The sequence below is a fragment of the Stenotrophomonas sp. MYb238 genome (genome assembly GCF_009496535.1).
GTDB lineage: Bacteria > Pseudomonadota > Gammaproteobacteria > Xanthomonadales > Xanthomonadaceae > Stenotrophomonas.
This window is the reverse complement of sequence record NZ_WIDL01000010.1, coordinates 34,741-51,822: the sequence shown is the minus strand read 5'-3', so window position 1 is coordinate 51,822 and position 17,082 is coordinate 34,741. Positions and strand designations below refer to the sequence as shown.

Genomic DNA, 17,082 nt, shown 5'->3' with positions numbered 1-17,082 from the left:
CCAGGGCAGCGACGGTTGGAACAACGCGGGGAAATTACCACAGCGCCGCACGCCGCCATCGACGCGCCATGCACCGCATCCGCTACGCGGCTGCGGCCGCGCCGTCGAAGCGGTAGATGTCCATGGCCAGGAAGCCCATGTCGATGCCGGCGTCGATGCGCCGCGCGCCGAGCCGGTCGCTGCCGGCCGCGCCCATGGCGAAATGCAGCGGCAGCAGGTGTTCGTCGGTGGGATGCGCCTGCGCGGCGAACGGCGCCTGCCGGCGGTAGTCCAGCAGCGCCGGCACGTCGTCGGCCTGCAGTTTCCGTTCCACCCATTCGATGAAGGGACGCACGTACGGCGCCTCCCCGCCCTGCGCGTAGCTGCGCCAGTCGTGCAGGTTGTGGGTGATGCTGCCCGAGCCGACCAGCAGCACGCCGTCCTCGCGCAGCGGCGCCAGCGCGCGGCCCATCGCCCACTGGTGCGCCGGCCCCAGCGATGGCTGGATCGACAGCTGCAGCACCGGGACGTCGGCCTGCGGATAGAGGAAACGCAGCGGCACCCAGGCACCGTGGTCGAGCCCGCGCCGCGGATCGACCGCCGGCGACAGCCCGGCGGCGGCCAGCCGCGCGGCCACGTCCTGCGCCAGTTCCGGCGCGCCGGGGGCCGGGTATTGCAACTGGTACAGCGCGTCGGGGAAGCCGCCGAAATCGTGGATGGTCTCCGGCCGCACCGCCGCCGACACCATCGGCGCGCGGCCCAGCCAGTGCGCCGAGGCCATCACGATGGCGCGCGGGCGCGGCAGCGCCGCGGCCAGTTCGGCCAGGCGCGGCCCCATCGGGCCGGGCTGCAGCGCGGTCATCGGCGACCCATGGGAGATGTACAGGGTAGGCAGGGATTGCATGGCGGTCTCCACGCGTAAAGATCGATGCCGCTCAGGTTATTGCCCCGGCGCGGGGCAACAAATAACCTCGCCCTCAACGTTTTATTGCCGAAGCCGAAACAATGGACACCATCGATGCCATGCGGGTGTTCGTCGCGGTGGTCGAGCGCAATGGCTTCAGCGCCGCGGCCGACGCGCTGGACCTGTCCACCGCCGCGGTCACCCGGCAGATCGCCGCACTGGAAAAACGCCTGTCCGCGCGCCTGCTCAACCGCACCACGCGGCGGGTAAGCCCGACCAGCATCGGCGCGGCCTACTACCAGCGCTGCGTGCAGCTGCTGGCCGAATTCGACGCGCTGGAGGCCTCGGTCGGCGCGCAGGCGCTGCAGCCTTCGGGCCGGCTGCGGATCAACGCGCCGGTCAGCTACGGCATCGCCCGGCTGGCGCCGCTGCTGCCCGGCTACGCCGGGCGCCATCCGGACGTGGAGCTGGACCTGTCGCTGTCCGACCGGCAGGTGGACATGGTCGAGGAGGGCTTCGACCTGGCGATCCGCATCACCCGCCAGCCGGCGCCGGCGCTGATCGCCCGCCGCCTGGCCGAGGCCGCGATCGTGCTGTGCGCGGCGCCGGCCTATCTGGCGCGCCACGGCACGCCGGCGCGACCGGACGACCTGGCGCGGCACGCCTGCCTGGCCTACAGCTACTGGGCCGGCGGCGACAGCTGGCAGCTGCAGGGCCCACAGGGAGAAGTGAGCGTTCCGGTCAGGGCGCGCATGCGCGCCAACAACGGCGAGGTGCTGCGCGAGGCGGCCATCGCCGGCATGGGCATCATCGCCCAGCCCGATTTCATCGTCGGCCAGGCCCTGTCCGACGGCCGGCTGGTGCCGGTGCTGCCGGACTGGCGCCTGCCGCCGGTCGGCATCCACGCGGTCTATGCCAGCCGCAGCCACCTGGCGCCGAAGGTGCGCAGCTTCATCGACTACCTGGTCGAGCAGCTCGGCACGGACGCCGCCGCCCCGCCCTCACCCTGAATCGCGCGCCAGCGCCAACAGCGCCAGCAGTTCGCGCAGCGGCATCGGCCGGCCCAGCAGGTAGCCCTGCACCTGGTCGCAGCCATGCGCGACCAGCCAGTCGAGCTGGCCTTCGGTTTCCACGCCCTCGGCGATCACCACCAGGCCCATGCTGTGCCCCAGCGACAGCAGCGCGCGGCAGATGGCGGCGTTGCGCGGGTTGCGCTCGACGTCGGCGACGAAGGCGCGGTCGATCTTCAGCGAATCCAGCGGCAGGTGCTGCAGGTAGGACATGCTGGAGAAACCGGTGCCGAAGTCGTCCAGCGCCACGGCGATGCCGCTGGCGCTCAGGCTCTCCAGCATCTGCATGGCCTGGACGGGATTGCGCATCAGGCTGCTCTCGGTCAGTTCCATCTGCAGCGCGCCGGAGGGCAGCCCGAAGGCAGCCGAGGCGGCCGCGAATTCGCCCACCAGGTCGCTGTTGAACAACTGCACCGCCGACACGTTGACCGCGACCGGCAGCTCGTCCCAGCCGGCGTCGGCCAGCGCGCGCGCGGCGTGCGCGGCGGCGCGGATCACCCAGCGCCCCAGCGCGATGATCTGGCCGGTGTCTTCGCACAGCTGGATGAAATCCGACGGCGGGACGAAGCTGCCGTCGGGCTGCGGCCAGCGCAGCAGCGCCTCCAGCACGGCCGGCGAGCCGTCGGCGGCGTGGCGGATCGGCTGGAAGTAGAGCTCGAACTCGTCGCGCTCGATGGCCAGGTGGATGCGCCCGGCCAGTTGCAGCCTGTCGGCATGGCGCTGCGCCAGCGCATGGTCGAAACGCAGCACGACCACGCCGTTCTCGCGTGCGGCGTGGGCCGCCTGCGCCGCGCGCCCCAGCACCAGGTCGGCCCGTTCGCCGTCGCCCGGGCAGGCCGCCATGCCGATGCGCGGCTCCAGCTGGTGGAAGGAATCGCGCCCGCGCACCGGCTCGGACACGGCCTCGCGCAGCGCCTCCAGCGCCTGCTGCGGATCGTGCCCGCCGGCGACGGCCAGCACGAAATCCTCCGCCGGCTGGTAGGCCAGCAGGCCATAGCGCATGCCCAGCGTGGCAAGCCGGGCGACCATCGCCTGCAGCACTTCGTCGCCGGCCTCGCGGCCCAGCGTATCGGCCACCATCTGCAGGCCGCGCAGCTGCGCGTGGACGATGGTGTAGCCCGCCGCGCCGGCATCCAGCCGCTCGGCCAGCGCCTCTATGGTCAGCAGGCCGGTGCCGGGATGATGGCTGGCGCGCCAGGCCAGGTCGCGTTCGTAGGCCAGCCGCTGGCTGACGTCCTCGGCCAGCACCAGGCAGGCCGGGCGTCCGTCGAACTCCAGCCGCGCCAGGTGCCCCAGCGCCTCGAACACGGTGCCGTCGCGGCGCCGGTGCATGCGCACCTGCGGCGCCGGCATCCTGCCGTCGCGGGATTCCTCCAGCGTGCGCTGGATCTCCTCCCATCCCTCGCGCGGGCGGATGTCGAGGATGGTCATGGACAGGAATTCCTCGCGGCTGTAGCCGTACTGGTCGATCGCGGCCTGGTTCACCTCCAGGAACTGCAGCGTGGCCAGGTCGAAGATCCAGAACGGCGCCGGATTGCGGTCGAACACGAGGCGGAACTGGTGCTCGGCGCGCTGCACGCGCGCCTCGTTGCGCACCCGTTCGGTGATGTCGGTCACCGCACCGGTCATGCGCGGCTGCGGCCCCAGCCCGTGCACGCGCTCGCCGCGCGCCGACAGCCAGCGCACGGTGCCGTCGTGCAGCACCAGCCGGAACAGCGCGTTCAGCGCACGCCCGGCCTTCGTCGCCTGCTCCACCTGCTGGCGCAGCCACGGCCGGTCCTCCTCGTGCACGTGCGCGTAGAACTCCTCCAGGCGCGCCTGCCGCGCGGGCAGGGAGAACATGCGCCGGGTCAGCGCCGACCAGCGCACGCTCTCGCCCTTCCTGTCGATCGACCAGGTGCCCACCTTGCCGACCTGGTGGGCCAGCGCCAGTTCGGCCGCGCCCGTGCGCAGTTCCTCGGCCAGCCGCGCCTGGCGCGACGCGCTGCGGCGCATGCTGCCGTACAGGTAGGCGAACCCGCACAGGTACAGCAGGTAGATGCCGGTGGCGACGTAGAAATAGGTGCGCCACGGCGCCATGACCTCGTCGTAGGACAGGCCGGCGAACAGGATCAGCGGATAGTCGCGCGGTGCGCTCACCGCCACGACGCGGCGCACGCCGTCCATCGGGCTGGTCGCCACCCCCAGCGCCTGGACCGTGTCGGCCTGGCGCGGCACGTGCATCGGGCGCGGCAGCGTGCGCTCCACCGCCGAAGGATCCAGGCTGTGCGCCAGCAGCTGGCCGTGGCGGCTGCCGATGGAGACCACGCCGCGGCGGCCGGTATCCAGGCCGCTGACCACGCGCTGGAACACTGCCAGCCGTACCCGTGCCAGCAGCCATTGGCCCGGCTGCACCGGCACCGCCGTCACCAGCACCATGCCGCCGCCGGCCTGGGCTTCCAGTCCGCCGACATACAGCTCGCCGGCCAGCACGCGGTTGCGCGGCACCGTCCACCGCGCCAGCGTCGGATCGCCGCGGCCTTCGGACAGCGGCGTGCCGGTGTCGTCGACCAGGGTGATCGCGGCCAGGTCGGTATTGCGCTCGAGCGTGCCGCGGAGGCTGGCCGCCAGCAGCGCCGGCGCCTGCTCCGGCACCTGCCGGTAGTACTCGCGTCCGTCGCGGGCCGCGCCGCGCAGCGCGCGCTCCATCGTGGTCAGTTCCGCGCGCAGCAGGCGGTCGCTGCCGGTCGCCAGCGCCATGCTCTGCCGCTGCGCCGCCTGCAGGCGGCTGTCGCGGTCGTTCCACAGCATGATCACCAACGCCGCCGCGAGCAGCAGCGCGATCACGATCCCGAACGCGACGACCTGGCGCAGCGGGTGGGTCATGGCCCGGTGCACCGGCATCCCCTCTGCGTCAGCGGTCGGTCTGCATGCATGGTCTCGTTCCGTCGTTTGTCGCCTTGCCACCGGAAACCACAGGCCGCGGCCGCTGCGCGCGATCCGCGCAGGCGCGCAGCATGCATGCGCCCCGTCCCCCCGGAGCCGCCATCGATGTCCGTTTCACAGCATGCAGCACAAACGCCCCCGACGGGAAGACGTGCGCGGCATATCCGTGCAGGAGCGGCAAGTGCCGGAATCGAGGGCGCGCGCCGCAGGCCGCGGGACTAGACTGCGCCTTCCTTCCCGATCCCGGAGCCGTCATGGCCCTGCAACGTTCGATCCTTGCACTCGCTCTCGGTGCCGCGCTGTCGCTGGGCGGCTGCGGAGGCGACAAGCCCGCGGCCAGCGGCGGCACACCGGCCAAGGCGCCCGCCGAAGCCGCCGCCAAGGCGCAGCTGGGCAGTTTCGGCTTCGACGTCTCCGGCATGGACCGCAGCGTGGCCGCCGGCGACAACTTCTTCGACTTCGCCAACGGCCAGTGGGTGCAGCGCACCGAGATCCCGGCCGACCGTTCCAGCTTCGGCAGCTTCAACGTGATCTACGAGAAGACCCTGGCCGACACCCGCGCGATCATGGAGGAAGCCGGCAAGGGCGGCGACGGCGAGGCGCGCAAGATCGGCGACTACTACGCCGCGTTCATGGACGAGGCCGGCATCGAGGCGCGCGGGGCGGCGCCGGTGCAGCCGCAGCTGCAGGCCATCGCCGGCATCGCCGACCGGCAGGCGCTGGCCACGGCGCTGGGCGCCAGCCTGCGCGCCGACGTGGACCTGCTCAACGCCACCAATTTCTATACGCCGCACCTGTTCGGCGTATGGGTGTCGGTGGACCTGCTGCAGCCGGAGCGCAACGCGCCCTATCTGGTGCAGGGCGGCCTGGGCATGCCCGATCGCGACTTCTACCTGGAAGGCGGGCGCATGGCCGAGCTGCGCAAGGCCTACGAAGGCTATGTCGCGCGGCTGCTGGAACTGTCCGGCGACGCCGACGCCGCGGCCAAGGCCGCGCGCATCGTCGCGCTGGAAACGAAGATCGCCCGCGCCCACGCCACCCAGGAAGAGACCAACGACGTCGAGAAGGGCGCCAACGCCTGGAAGCAGGCCGACCTTGCGGCCAGGGCGCCGGGCATGGACTGGACCGCGTTCCTCGACGCGGCCGGCCTGTCGGCGCAGCAGGACTTCATCGTCTGGCAGCCCAGGGCCGTGGCCGGGCTGTCGAAGCTGGTCGCCAGCGAGCCGCTGGACGCATGGAAGGACTACCTCGCCTTCCACGCGCTGGACGAGGCCGCGCCCTACCTGCCCAAGGCCTTCGCCGACGCGCACTTCGCCTTCCACGGCACCGCGATGAGCGGCACCCCGCAGCAGAGCGAGCGCTGGAAGCGCGCCGTCAACGAGACCAACAACGCCATCGGCGAAGCGGTCGGCAAGATCTACGTCGAGCGCCACTTCGACGCCGCCACCAAGGCGCGCGCCGACGAGATGGCGAAGAACATCATCGCCGCCTTCGCCCGACGCATCGACGCGCTGGAATGGATGTCGCCGGAGACCAAGGCGCACGCCAAGGCCAAGGTCGCCGGGCTCAAGGTCGGCATGGGTTATCCCGACACGTGGCGCGACTACGGCGCGCTGGAGGTCAAGCGCGACGACGCGCTGGGCAACGCGCAGCGCGCGGCGCTGTTCGAATACCGGCGCAACATCGCCAAGCTCGGCCAGCCGGTGGACCACGGCGAATGGGCGATGCTGCCGCAGACCATCAACGCGATGAACGTGCCGCTGGAAAACCGCCTGGTGTTCCCGGCCGCGATCCTGCAGCCGCCGTTCTTCGACGGCGCGGCCGACGACGCGGTCAACTACGGCGCCATCGGCGCGGTGATCGGCCACGAGATCAGCCACGGCTTCGACAACGCCGGCGCGCTGTTCGACGAGACCGGCAGGCTGCACAACTGGTGGACGGCCGAAGACCTGAAGCAGTTCAACGCCGCCGGCGACGCGCTGGCCGCGCAGTTCGGCAGCTACGAGCCTTTCCCGGGCGTGCACGTCAACGGCCGCCTGACCCTGGGCGAGAACATCGCCGACGTGGCCGGCCTGGCGACCGCGCACGACGCCTATCGGATGGCGCAGCAGGGCAAGCCGGCGCAGGACCTGGAAGGCTTCACCCCGGACCAGCGCTTCTTCCTCGGCTTCGCCCAGGCCTGGCGCAGCAAGATGCGCGAGCAGGCGCTGCGCAACTCGCTGCTGACCAACGTGCATGCGCCGGGCCAGTTCCGCGCGCTGACCGTGCGCAACCTCGATGCGTGGTATCCGGCCTTCGAGGTCAAACAAGGCCAGAAGCTGTACCTGACGCCGGAGAAGCGGGTCAAGGTCTGGTAACGCGCCGCCGGCAGGCGGGCGGGAAACGGGCGCCGCGGCGCCCGTTTTTCTTTTCCCCGCCAGAAGGCCCCGTTATGGCGGCCACTGCAGCAACGAGCATGGATCGCGCCCCATGCGCCGGCAGGCGCGGGTGGCGATGCCGTCGCCGAGCGCGGCGCGGAACAGCGGCGCCGACCCGCGCAGCACGCGCGCGGCCAGCTTCGCGCGCAGGCGCTGGCCGCGGCTGTGGCCGAGCAGCCGCTGCGCCCATTCCGGCAGCAGCGCCGCGCCGGCGGACAGGAACAGGTCGCGCGACACGCCCGGCAGCGGCACCGGCAGGCGTATGGCCTCGAGCACCTCCAGCACGTCGCGCGAGCGCGCATCCATGCACAGCTGCGGCTGCTGCGCGGCGAAGTAGTCGCGCACCTGCGCCTCGCTGGCCGGCACCTCACGCGCGCCCAGCGCCTCGGCCACGCGCCGGTATTCGTCGTAGTAGCGGTCGGCGATGTCCGCCGGCACCTCGCGGCAGTAGCGGCGGCAGCCTTCGAGGAAACCGTAGGCCTCGGTGACGTGCACCCAGGTGAGCAGTTCCGGATCGTCGGCGGCATAGCCGCGGCCGTCGGGCAGCGTGCCGGCGATGCGCGCATGGATGCGCCGCACCCGCTCCACCAGCTTTTCCACTTCCGCCGCCGGTGCGTAGCTGGTGCCGGCGACGAAGCCGGTGGTGCGGCGCAGGCGCCCGACCAGATCCTCGCGGAAATTGGAGTGGTCGTGCACGCCGGCCAGCGCGCGCGGGTGCAGCAGCTGCAGCATCAGCGCGCACAGGCCGCCGGCGAGCATGCCCGGGAATTCGGAATGGATGCGCCAGGTCACGCTGTCCGGGCCGAACCAGCCCGGGTCGCCCGGCGGCGCGTCGTACGCGATGCCGCTGCGGTCGCGCGGGAAGGCATCGAGCACCCAGCGCCGGATCCGGGCGGTGGCGATGGCGGAAACGGGTCCGGGCAGGAGCGGCATGGAGGCCATCCTAGCGGAGCGTCCGCGCATGCTCCCCGCGCGGGACGTGCATCGCCCCGCCTGCCTGTGTCCGAACTGAAAATACGCGGCATTCACGCACGCCTTGTGCGCATGCAGCATGCAGGCGCGTTTTCGATTTCCAATTCCGCCACTTGCGCCATGACGCAGCGCAAAAAGCCGCGCCACACCGCCCTGCCCCCCATGCGCACGGCTGCCGGTTCTTCGCGCCGCCCCCATTGCCAAGCCGGACGAAAGTGCTAGAACTGGAAGCGCCAGATCGTTCCACGCCGTATCCGTCGCTCGTTCCAGCCAGGTATCTGCAAGGAGCTCCACATGATCGCGCTGTTCAAGGGTTTGGGTTTGTTGCTGCAGGACAATGAGTTGTACAGCAGTCCGTTCGAGAAGCAGGTCGAGCACTGGAAGAACCTGAGCGACGAGCAGATACGCGACGAGGTGGGCGTGCTGGCCAAGGCCAAGTGCCAGTGGCTGATGGCGTCGATCGTGCTCTGGCAGGCGTCCTCGCTGCTGATCCTGGGCCTGATCACCAACTACCTCTGGCGCGACGATTTCCACATCACCTTCACCCGCGTGGTCATCGTGTTCGGCTCGTGGGTGTCGATCCTGTTCGTGATCTGGTTCATGGCCAACATGTTCGACCACACCGCCGGCTTCGAGCGCTGGATGAAGGCCTTCAACAGCCGCGCCCGCATCAGTTCCGACGCCGACAGCGTGGAAACCGTGGCCGACGCGCTGGAAATGGCCCAGCACTATCCGGAAGTTCTGGATTACAAGCAGGCGGTGGCGTCCCGGCGCGAACTGCGCCACGAGGACATCCGAATCATGCGCGAGCTGGGCCGCATGCGGCAGCATTCGGAACTGGTCGGCAAGCTCAACCACATCGGCGACGACGGGCTGCGGCTGCAGCCGGCGTTCTGACGCGGAACCAGGCCCCTCTCCCTCCGGGGTGAGGGGTCGCGGTGAGGTGCCGTAAGAGTCGCGGGTAATTGCGATGATGAACGCGTCGCCATGCGCCCGGATGGAGAACAATCGGGCGCCGTCGCCTGAATGAGCAGGGTGCACGCGGCCCCGTACCTCACATCCGCCCCTTCGGGGCACCTGCATTCGGCACATCCATGTGCCTCACCCTTCGGGCGGCTTCGCCGTGCAGCCCGGCAGTCCTGCCGGGCTGTCTCCCGATGGGAGAAGGAAGATCTCAATCGCGGCGCTGCGCTTCCCGGGCGCGCACCTGCTGGCCGAAACCGGCCGGCAACCCGTGCACTTCGCGCACGCCGCCGACCATCACGCTGAAATCGTCCAGCGGTTGCCGCCGGCACAGTTCGCCGGCCGCCTCGTCGCTGCACTGCTCGCGGTAGAGCCGGTAGAAACAGTTGCCGCTGTCGCTCTGCAGGCACTGGAAGCGGGCCAGGCCGCCGGACACCGTGGTGCGGCTGAGCACGGACTGCTCGCCGCTGACGCGGACGATCGAGGTCTGTCCGTGCGGTTCGCGGTAGCCCAGCATCGCCAGCAGGCTGCCGAGCAGGAAAGTCAGGTACTGCATGGCACTTCTCCTTGTACGGCCACGGCCGGAACTTACATGCCGCGGAACAGGCTCATGAAGGGTTGGCTGACCACCAGCGTCTCGCTGCGGTCCTTCAGGCGCAGCACGCCGCGCCCGCTGTCGTCGCGGCTCACCGCCGCCACCGCCTTCATGTTGACGATGGTGGAGCGGTGCACCTGGCGGAAACACTGCGGGTCGAGCGCTTCGGCCAGCTCGCGCAGCGAGCTGCGCAGCAGCAGTTCCTCGCCGGCGGTGACCACCGCGGTGTATTTGCTGTCGGCGCGGAAATACAGCACCTCCTCCAGCATCACCAGCCGCGTCTCGCGGCCGTTGCTGGCGGTGATCCAGGCCAGCGGCGGCGCGTCGCTCTTGCCGGCCGGCCGCCGCGCCAGCTGCTCCAGCAGCTGGTCCAGCAGGCGCCGGTCCGGCGCGCCGGCCTGCAGGCGCGCGAGCAGGCGCTGGCGCGTGGCCAGCAGACGCTCGTCGGCCACCGGCTTGAGCAGGTAATCGACCGCGCCGCGCTCGAAGGCGTCGATGGCGTACTGGTCGTAGGCGGTGATGAACACCACCTGGGTCTGCGGGCTGAGCGTTTCCAGCGCGCGGGCAACGTCGATGCCGGTGACGCCGGGCATGCGGATGTCGAGGAAGGCCAGGTCCGGCTTCAGCGTTTCCAGCGCTTCCAGCGCGGCGGCGCCGTCCTCGCACTCGGCCACGATGCGCAGCTCCGGCCACAGCCGCTGCAGCTGCGCGGCCAGCGCTTGGCGCAGCAGCGGTTCGTCTTCGGCGATCAGGGCATCAAGGTGCATGGCGCGGCTCCAGCATGGGCGGAACGGCCGGCGGTGCGACGCTCCTGCGCGGCAGGGTGAGGGTCGCGGCCGCGCCGCTGGGGAAGTTGGAGACCAGGGCGAAGGCGGTGTCCGCTCCGCAGGTCAGGCGCAGGCGTTCGCGCAGGTTCTTCAGGCCGATGCCGGTGCCACTGCTGGTGCCGCCGAAGCCCTGGCCGTCGTCGGCCACGGTGAGGTTGACCTGCCCGTCCGATTCGCGCGCCAGCAGCCAGATCGTGCCGCCGCCGGGCTTGGGTTCCAGCCCATGCTTGATCGCGTTCTCCACCAGCGTCTGCAGGGCCATCGACGGCAGCGCGACATCGTGCAGCGATTCGGGCACGTCGACCTGCACCGCCAGCCGCGCGCCCATGCGGATGCGCAGGATTTCCAGGTAGGCCTGCACCCGCTCCAGTTCCTGCCCGAGCGTGGACACGGACTGGTCGATGCCCGGCAGCGAGCTGCGCAGGTACTGGATCAGGTGGCCGAGCATGCGGTCGGCGCGTTCGGGATCGGTGCGGGTCAGCACCTGCGCGTTGGCCAGCGTGTTGTAGAGGAAGTGCGGCTCGACCTGCGCGTGCAGCAGGTTCAGGCGCGCCACGCTCAGTTCCTTCTCGGCCTCGGTGCGCGCGGCCGACTCGCGCTCGTCGCGGCGCTGCTCGGCCACGCGGCGGCTCATCGCCCGGCTGAGCGCCTCGGCGTTCTCGCGGTTGCTGCCCTCGTCGGCCAGCAGCAGGTCCACCCACGCGCCGGCATCGGGCTCGAACAGGAGCGCGACGCTGCTGGTGCCCTGGCCCGGCGTAACCGTCGCCAGCACCCGGTCGTGCTTGACCGCCAGCCACGCCAGCGGGTTCCAGCGCGACGGCGGCGCGCTGCGGGAATCGGCGCGCGCGATCCGCGCCCGCACCTGCAGGCTGCCGGGCGAGCTTTCGATGTTCATGACCCGCGGCAGGCCGGCGACGACCGACTCGACCAACGCGAAGGCCTGCCCGGCATCGAGCGGCAGTTCGATCCGGCGCTGCTGGCGGCTGGACAGGCTGTCGTGGTCCAGGCGCCCGGCCACCAGCTTGACCCGACGCAGGTGGCTGGCGGTGTTCACCACCGCCAGCACCAGCAGGCCGACCACCAGCAGCACGAACACCGCGCCCGGGCCGCCGAACAGGTTGGACCAGAGCACGCCGAGCACGATCAGCGCCAGCACCCAGGCCACGAGGATGCGGAAGCAGAACCACAGGCTGGCGATCATGGCGGCGTTCCCGGCTGGACAGTGGTGGCGAGCATAGGCGCTGGACCGGGGCTTACAAGCGGTGTGTGACGAAGGCAGGAATCGGGGGCACGAATGCCGCTGCCGGCGGCCGGAATCCACCGGCGCAAAACGCGGACGCCGCCCGTTGCGGGCGGCGTCCAGAGAGTGGCCGCGCCCATCCCCACGGGATGGGCGCGGCCAGTGGCGCCTTCAGCGGCGCTCGTCGGCGCTGGCGTCGCGGACGGCGCGGAACGGCTCGTCGGCGCTCCAGTTCGGCCAGGCGCGGGAGTTGGCCAGCTGCTCGCCCAGCGTGTAGACCACTTCCAGGTCGCGCGCGGCGCCGGCGAAGGTCCAGTCGGCCTGCCATTCGTCGCCCTGCTGGTGGTAGCGCTTGGCGGTGTAGTCGTCGGAGGCCTTCTTGCCGGCTGTCACGCCGCCGTCGATCCAGTCCTGCCCGGCCGAGTACGACAGCGCCGGCACGCCGCGCTTGGCGAACGGGAAGTGGTCGGAGCGGAAGAACAGGCCGGCTTCCGGCTTTGGATCCGGGGTGTAGCGGATGTCCCAGCCCTTGGCCACGTCCTTGAGCTGGTCCAGCAGCTCGAAACGCGCCGAGCCGTAGATGCCGAAATCGCGCGACGGGCCGAACGGCGCCATGCCGTCCATGTTGATCAGCGCCACGGTCTTGCCCAGCGGGTACAGCGGATGGCTGGCGTAGTACTCCGAACCGAGCAGACCCTTCTCTTCGGCGGTGACCGCCAGGAACACCACCGAACGCTGCGGACGCGGCGCCTTGGCGAAGCCGCGGGCCAGTTCCAGCAGCGCGGCGGTGCCGCTGGCGTTGTCCAGCGCGCCATTGAAGATGCGGTCGCCGCGCGCGTCCGGCTCGCCGACGCCGATGTGGTCCCAGTGCGCGGAATAGAGCACGGTCTCGTCCGGATGGCTGCCGCCCTCCAGGCGCGCGACCACGTTGTGCGAGGTGATGACCTCGGTCTTGACCGCGTAGTTGGCCGAGAAGGTCTCGCCCTTCAGCTCCACCGGACGGAAGTCGCGCGACTGCGCCTGTTTCTTCAGCGCCTCGAAGTCCAGGCCGGCGCGCTTGAACAGGTCCACCGCCAGGTCGCGCTGGATCCAGCCTTCCAGCGGCGGGTGCGCCGCGGCCGGGTCGTCGCGCACCACGTCGAACATGGTGTTGGTGTTGGAACCGGCCACCGTCGCCCAGCCGTAGGAGGCCGGCGCGGTCTCGTGCACGATCAGCACGCCGGCCGCGCCCTGGCGCGCGCCTTCCTCGTACTTGTAGGTCCAGCGGCCGTAGTAGGTCATGCCCTTGCCGTCGAAATCGCCGACGCCGCTCTCGAAGTCCGGGTCGTTGATCAGCATCACCGCGATCTTGCCCTTCAGGTCCACGCCCTTGAAGTCGTCCCAGTCGCGCTCCGGCGCCTTGACGCCATAGCCGACGAACACCAGCGGCGCGTCCTCGATCGCCACCGCGCTGTCGCCGTTCATGGCCGCGCGCACGGCGATCTCCTGGCCCTGGGTCAGCGCCTGCGGCTTGCCCTTGCTGGACAGCGACAGCTGCGGCTTGCCGACGATGTCGCCCTTGAGCAGCGGCACCGCCTGGGTCCACAGGCGCTTGCCGTCCTGCAGGTCGCCCCCGGGCTGCAGCCCGGCATCGGCGAACTGCCGGCTCAGGTAGGCGACGGTCTTCTCCTCGCCGGCGGTGGCCGGCGAACGGCCTTCATAGGCATCGGAAGCCAGTTCCTTCACGTCGGCGGAAATGCGCGCGCCGTCGAACTTCGGCGGCGCGGCCATCAATGCGGTGGACACCGACATCGCCAGCAGGCTGATCACGATTCGTTTCACATCCATCTCCAAGGGATCGAACAACCGCTGGAGTGTAGCCAGCACCGCGGCCAGGCGGGCAGTGCCGGAAAGCACAGGCGGTTGCCCGCGTCGGCAAGGAGGAAACCAGCCGCCGTAGAGGCGGGGCTTGTGCCGCATGGAGCTTTGCAGGTCGCAGATGCGGGGCTCGCCCCGCATGGGCCTTCCCGCGAAGCCCCGTGCCGGGCGAGACGGCACCTGCGGGCGCGTTCCCGCAACCTGCGTGCTCCTTGGATGCAGCGCCTGCCCGCGCATGAAGCTTTGCAGAAGCCGTGCCCGGCAAACCCGGCACCTGCGGACCGGCAACCGCGTGTCGCGATTACAGGTTCGCCGCGCGCGCCAGCAGGGCGTCGCGTTCGCGCGCATTGCCGCTCAGGCCGGCGGCGCGCTCGAACGCGCCGCGCGCTTCGTCGCGGCGGCCCAGCTGTTCGAGCAGGTCGCCGCGCACGGCCTGCAGCGGCGCGTAGTCGTCCAGCCGGCCGTCTTCCTGCAGGGCTTCCAGCAGCGGCCATGCAGCCTGCGGCCCCTGCGCGCGCGCCACCGCGACGGTGCGGTTCAGTTCGACCACCGGCGAGGGCATGACCGCCGCCAGCTGCGCGTATAGCTGCGCGATGCGCGGCCAGTCGGTCTGCGCGGCGCGGCGCGCCCGCGCATGGCAGCCGGCGATGGCCGCCTGCAGCACGTAGGCGTCGTCCTCGCCTCCCAGGGCCAGCGCCTTTTCCAGCGCGGCCTGGCCGCGGCCGATCTGCAGCCAGTCCCAGCGGCCGCGGTCCTGGTCCATCAGCAGCACCGCGGCGCCGTCGGCGCCGGTGCGCGCGTTCATGCGCGAGGCCTGCAGTTCCATCAGCGCCAGCAGCCCCAGCACCGGCGCCGAGGCGGGCATCAGCCCGGCCAGCACGCGCCCCAGGCGCAGTGCTTCCCCGCACAGCGCCGGGCGCATCCAGTCGTCGCCGTGGCTGGCGGCATAGCCTTCGTTGAAGACCAGGTAGAGCACTTCCAGCACCGACCGCAGGCGCTGCGGCAGCGCCTTGCGCCGCGGCACCTCGAATGCCACGCCGCGCTCGGCCAGCGTGCGCTTGGCGCGCACGATGCGCTGGGCGATGGTCGGTTCCGGCAGCAGGAACGCGCGCGCGATCTCGGCCGTGCTCAGGCCGCACAGCAGGCGCAGGGTCAGCGCCACGCGCGCGTCGGCCGGCAGCGCGGGATGGCAGGCGACGAACAGCAGGCGCAGCAGGTCGTCGCCGATGTCGTCTTCCACTTCGCGCTCGTGGTCGCGCACCACGCTCCCCCGATGGTCCGGTTCCTGCGCCATCGCCTCGTGCTTGCCGGCATGCAGGCGGCGCTGGCGCAGCAGGTCGATCGCCCGGCGCTGGGCGGTGGTCATCAGCCACGCGGCGGGGTTGTCGGGCACGCCGTGCGAGGGCCAGTGTTCCAGCGCGGCGACCAGCGCGTCCTGGGCCAGTTCCTCGGCGCTGTCCAGGTCGCCCAGCATGCGCGCCAGCCGCGCGATCAGACGCGGCGACTCCATGCGCCACACCGTGTCGAGCCTGCGCTGGAGTTCGCGGGTTTCCATCGACCCGCGATCACACCACCGCGCCACGGCGCGTGCAAGCGCGCGCGCCGTGCGTCACAGCTCGACGAAGGCCTTGAATCCACCCCAGAACATGCGCTTGCCGTCGAACGGCACGGTCTTGGCGTCCATGCCGGCCAGGCGCGGATCGGCCATGGCCTTGGCGTTGACCCGGTCGCGGTGCGCGCGCGAGCGGTAGAGGATGTAGGCGAAGATCACCACTTCGCCGGGCTTGAGCTTGACCGCCTGCGGGAACGAGGTGCGCTTGCCCGGCTTGACGTCGTCGGCCACCGCTTCCAGATAGGCCAGCGCGCCATGCTCCTTCCACACCTTGCCGCCCAGGCGGGCCATGCGCCGGTACTCGGCCAGCCGCGCCTGCGGCACCGGCAGTACGAAACCATCCACGTAACTCATCGTCGTCTCCTGGCTATGGGGAACACGGAAGCGGCCGCGCGGGGCGCGGCCGCCGGCGGATCAGCGCGGTTCGCCGTCCATGTAGGCGATTTCCCACAGGTGACCGTCCAGGTCCTGGAAGCCGCGCTGGTACATGAAGCCGTAGTCGCGCGCCGGCATCGGTTCGCTCGCGCCGGCGGCCAGCGCCTTGTCCACCAGCTCGTCCACCGCCGCACGGTCGGCCACCGACAGGCAGGTGATGACCTCGGTCTGCCGGCGCGCGTCGCACACCGGCTGCGGAGTGAAGGTCTGGAAGAACGGCTCCATCAGCAGCATCACGTAGATGCTCTCGCTGACGACCATGCAGGCCGCGTCCTGGTTGGTGAACTGCGGGTTGAAGGCATAGCCGAGCGCGGCGAAGAACGTCTTGGACGCGTCCAGGTCGCGCACCGGCAGGTTGACGAAGATCATCTGCGGCGTGGCCATCGTCACTGCCCCCCGTCCATCGGCTTCATGCAGTTGACCATCCACGGCTTGCCGTAGCGGTCCACCAGCATGCCCCAGCGTCTGGCCCAGAACGTCTCGGCCAGCGGCATCTGTACCTGGCCGCCTTCGGCCAGCGCAGCGAACACGCGTTCGGCTTCCTCGATGCTGTCCACGTCGACGTTGATGGTGGTGGCGCACGGTCCTTCCGCCGGCGGGCCATCGGCCGCCATCAGGATCGCGCCGCCGGCCTCGACCTGGCAGTGCGCCACCTGGTCGGGCGTGGGACTGAAGCCGCCGCAGCCGTCGCCGTCCATGTCGCCGGGCGGCATGTCGCCGTATTTCATTTCCGATACCACCTTGCCGCCCAGCGCCCTGGCGTAGAACGCCATCGCCTCGTGGGTATTGCCGTTGAAGCCCAGGAAGGGAATCAGTTTCATCGTGCGTCTCCTCGTAGTCGGATCAGTCGTTGCGTTCGATGCGTTCGCGCAGACGTTGCTCCTGCGCGCGCAGCTCGGGGGTGAAGGCTTCGCCGAAATCCTCGGCCTCGAACAGCGGGCGGATCTCCACTTCCACCGGCGCCGCGCCGTCGGCATCGAACGGGGCGCGGGTGAGCCACTCCACCGCCTCGTCCATGGAGCGGACCTGCCACAGCCAGAAGCCGGCGATGAGTTCCCTGGTCTCGGCGAACGGGCCGTCGATGACCCGGCGCTGGGCGCCGTCGAAGCGCACCCGCGCGCCGCGCCGGCTCGGGTGCAGGCCCTCGCCGGCCAGCATGATGCCGGCCTCCACCAGCCGCTCGTTGTAGGCGCCCATCGCCGCCAGTTCGGCCTGGGTCGGCATGACGCCGGCCTCGCTGTCGGCCGTCGCCTTCACGATCACCATCACTTTCATCGTGTTTCCCG

General features: G+C 70.8%; 15 protein-coding genes. 3 read left to right on the top strand and 12 right to left on the bottom strand.

What is annotated here, in order from left to right; translation table 11 throughout:
• Positions 1 to 82: 82 nt before the first annotated feature.
• Positions 83 to 883, bottom strand: a complete 801-nt coding sequence (locus tag CQ393_RS08590; RefSeq protein WP_153191145.1) for a class III extradiol ring-cleavage dioxygenase — start codon at positions 881 to 883, stop codon at positions 83 to 85.
• A 101-nt stretch (positions 884 to 984) separates the two neighbouring features.
• On the opposite strand from CQ393_RS08590, the gene CQ393_RS08585 reads away from it, so the two are divergent.
• Positions 985 to 1,893 carry a LysR family transcriptional regulator gene (locus tag CQ393_RS08585; RefSeq protein WP_153191144.1) on the top strand — a complete coding sequence of 303 codons (909 nt, stop codon included), beginning with the start codon at positions 985 to 987 and terminating at the stop codon, positions 1,891 to 1,893.
• Here CQ393_RS08585 and CQ393_RS08580 read toward each other — a convergent pair.
• A complete protein-coding gene (locus tag CQ393_RS08580; protein WP_228114374.1) occupies positions 1,885 to 4,818 on the bottom strand; it encodes an EAL domain-containing protein in 2,934 nt (977 codons plus the stop codon). The genes CQ393_RS08585 and CQ393_RS08580 overlap by 9 nt on opposite strands.
• Positions 4,819 to 5,132: 314 nt before the next feature.
• Here CQ393_RS08580 and CQ393_RS08575 point away from each other — a divergent pair, with 314 nt between their 5' ends.
• A complete protein-coding gene (locus tag CQ393_RS08575) occupies positions 5,133 to 7,235 on the top strand; it encodes a M13 family metallopeptidase (RefSeq protein WP_153191142.1) in 2,103 nt (700 codons plus the stop codon).
• Positions 7,236 to 7,307: 72 nt separating this feature from the next.
• Here the strand turns inward: CQ393_RS08575 and CQ393_RS08570 are convergent, their stop codons facing one another.
• A complete protein-coding gene (locus CQ393_RS08570) occupies positions 7,308 to 8,228 on the bottom strand; it encodes an oxygenase MpaB family protein (RefSeq protein ID WP_153191141.1) in 921 nt (306 codons plus the stop codon).
• A 333-nt stretch (positions 8,229 to 8,561) separates the two neighbouring features.
• Here CQ393_RS08570 and CQ393_RS08565 point away from each other — a divergent pair, with 333 nt between their 5' ends.
• Entirely contained in the window at positions 8,562 to 9,164 is a 603-nt protein-coding gene (locus CQ393_RS08565; RefSeq protein ID WP_153191140.1) for a hypothetical protein, read from the top strand.
• Positions 9,165 to 9,441: 277 nt separating this feature from the next.
• Here CQ393_RS08565 and CQ393_RS08560 read toward each other — a convergent pair whose 3' ends face one another.
• The 9 genes from CQ393_RS08560 to CQ393_RS08520 form a co-directional block, all read right to left on the bottom strand.
• Positions 9,442 to 9,786 (bottom strand): hypothetical protein, encoded by a 345-nt coding sequence (locus CQ393_RS08560; protein ID WP_228114373.1) that lies wholly within the window; start codon positions 9,784 to 9,786, stop codon positions 9,442 to 9,444.
• Between the two features lie 32 nt (positions 9,787 to 9,818).
• Positions 9,819 to 10,592 carry a LytTR family DNA-binding domain-containing protein gene (locus CQ393_RS08555; RefSeq protein WP_153191139.1) on the bottom strand — a complete coding sequence of 258 codons (774 nt, stop codon included), beginning with the start codon at positions 10,590 to 10,592 and terminating at the stop codon, positions 9,819 to 9,821.
• Positions 10,582 to 11,853 (bottom strand): histidine kinase, encoded by a 1,272-nt coding sequence (locus tag CQ393_RS08550; RefSeq protein WP_153191138.1) that lies wholly within the window; start codon positions 11,851 to 11,853, stop codon positions 10,582 to 10,584. The genes CQ393_RS08555 and CQ393_RS08550 overlap by 11 nt, the downstream gene beginning before the upstream one ends.
• 210 nt (positions 11,854 to 12,063) lie before the next feature.
• Complete coding sequence (locus tag CQ393_RS08545; protein WP_343199892.1) at positions 12,064 to 13,713, bottom strand: M28 family metallopeptidase; 1,650 nt, start codon at positions 13,711 to 13,713, stop codon at positions 12,064 to 12,066.
• 337 nt (positions 13,714 to 14,050) lie between these two features.
• Positions 14,051 to 15,304, bottom strand: a complete 1,254-nt coding sequence (locus CQ393_RS08540) for an RNA polymerase sigma factor (RefSeq protein ID WP_228114372.1) — start codon at positions 15,302 to 15,304, stop codon at positions 14,051 to 14,053.
• A gap of 54 nt (positions 15,305 to 15,358) precedes the next feature.
• Positions 15,359 to 15,715 carry a DUF1428 domain-containing protein gene (locus CQ393_RS08535; protein WP_153191136.1) on the bottom strand — a complete coding sequence of 119 codons (357 nt, stop codon included), beginning with the start codon at positions 15,713 to 15,715 and terminating at the stop codon, positions 15,359 to 15,361.
• A gap of 60 nt (positions 15,716 to 15,775) precedes the next feature.
• Entirely contained in the window at positions 15,776 to 16,186 is a 411-nt protein-coding gene (locus CQ393_RS08530; RefSeq protein ID WP_343199888.1) for a VOC family protein, read from the bottom strand.
• On the bottom strand, positions 16,183 to 16,617 hold the full coding sequence (locus tag CQ393_RS08525) for a VOC family protein (RefSeq protein WP_153191134.1): 435 nt from the start codon (positions 16,615 to 16,617) through the stop codon (positions 16,183 to 16,185). Before CQ393_RS08525 ends, CQ393_RS08530 begins: the two co-directional genes overlap by 4 nt.
• A 22-nt stretch (positions 16,618 to 16,639) precedes the next feature.
• Positions 16,640 to 17,071, bottom strand: coding sequence for a YciI family protein (locus CQ393_RS08520; protein WP_153191133.1), 432 nt, complete (start codon positions 17,069 to 17,071; stop codon positions 16,640 to 16,642).
• Positions 17,072 to 17,082 lie beyond the last annotated feature (11 nt).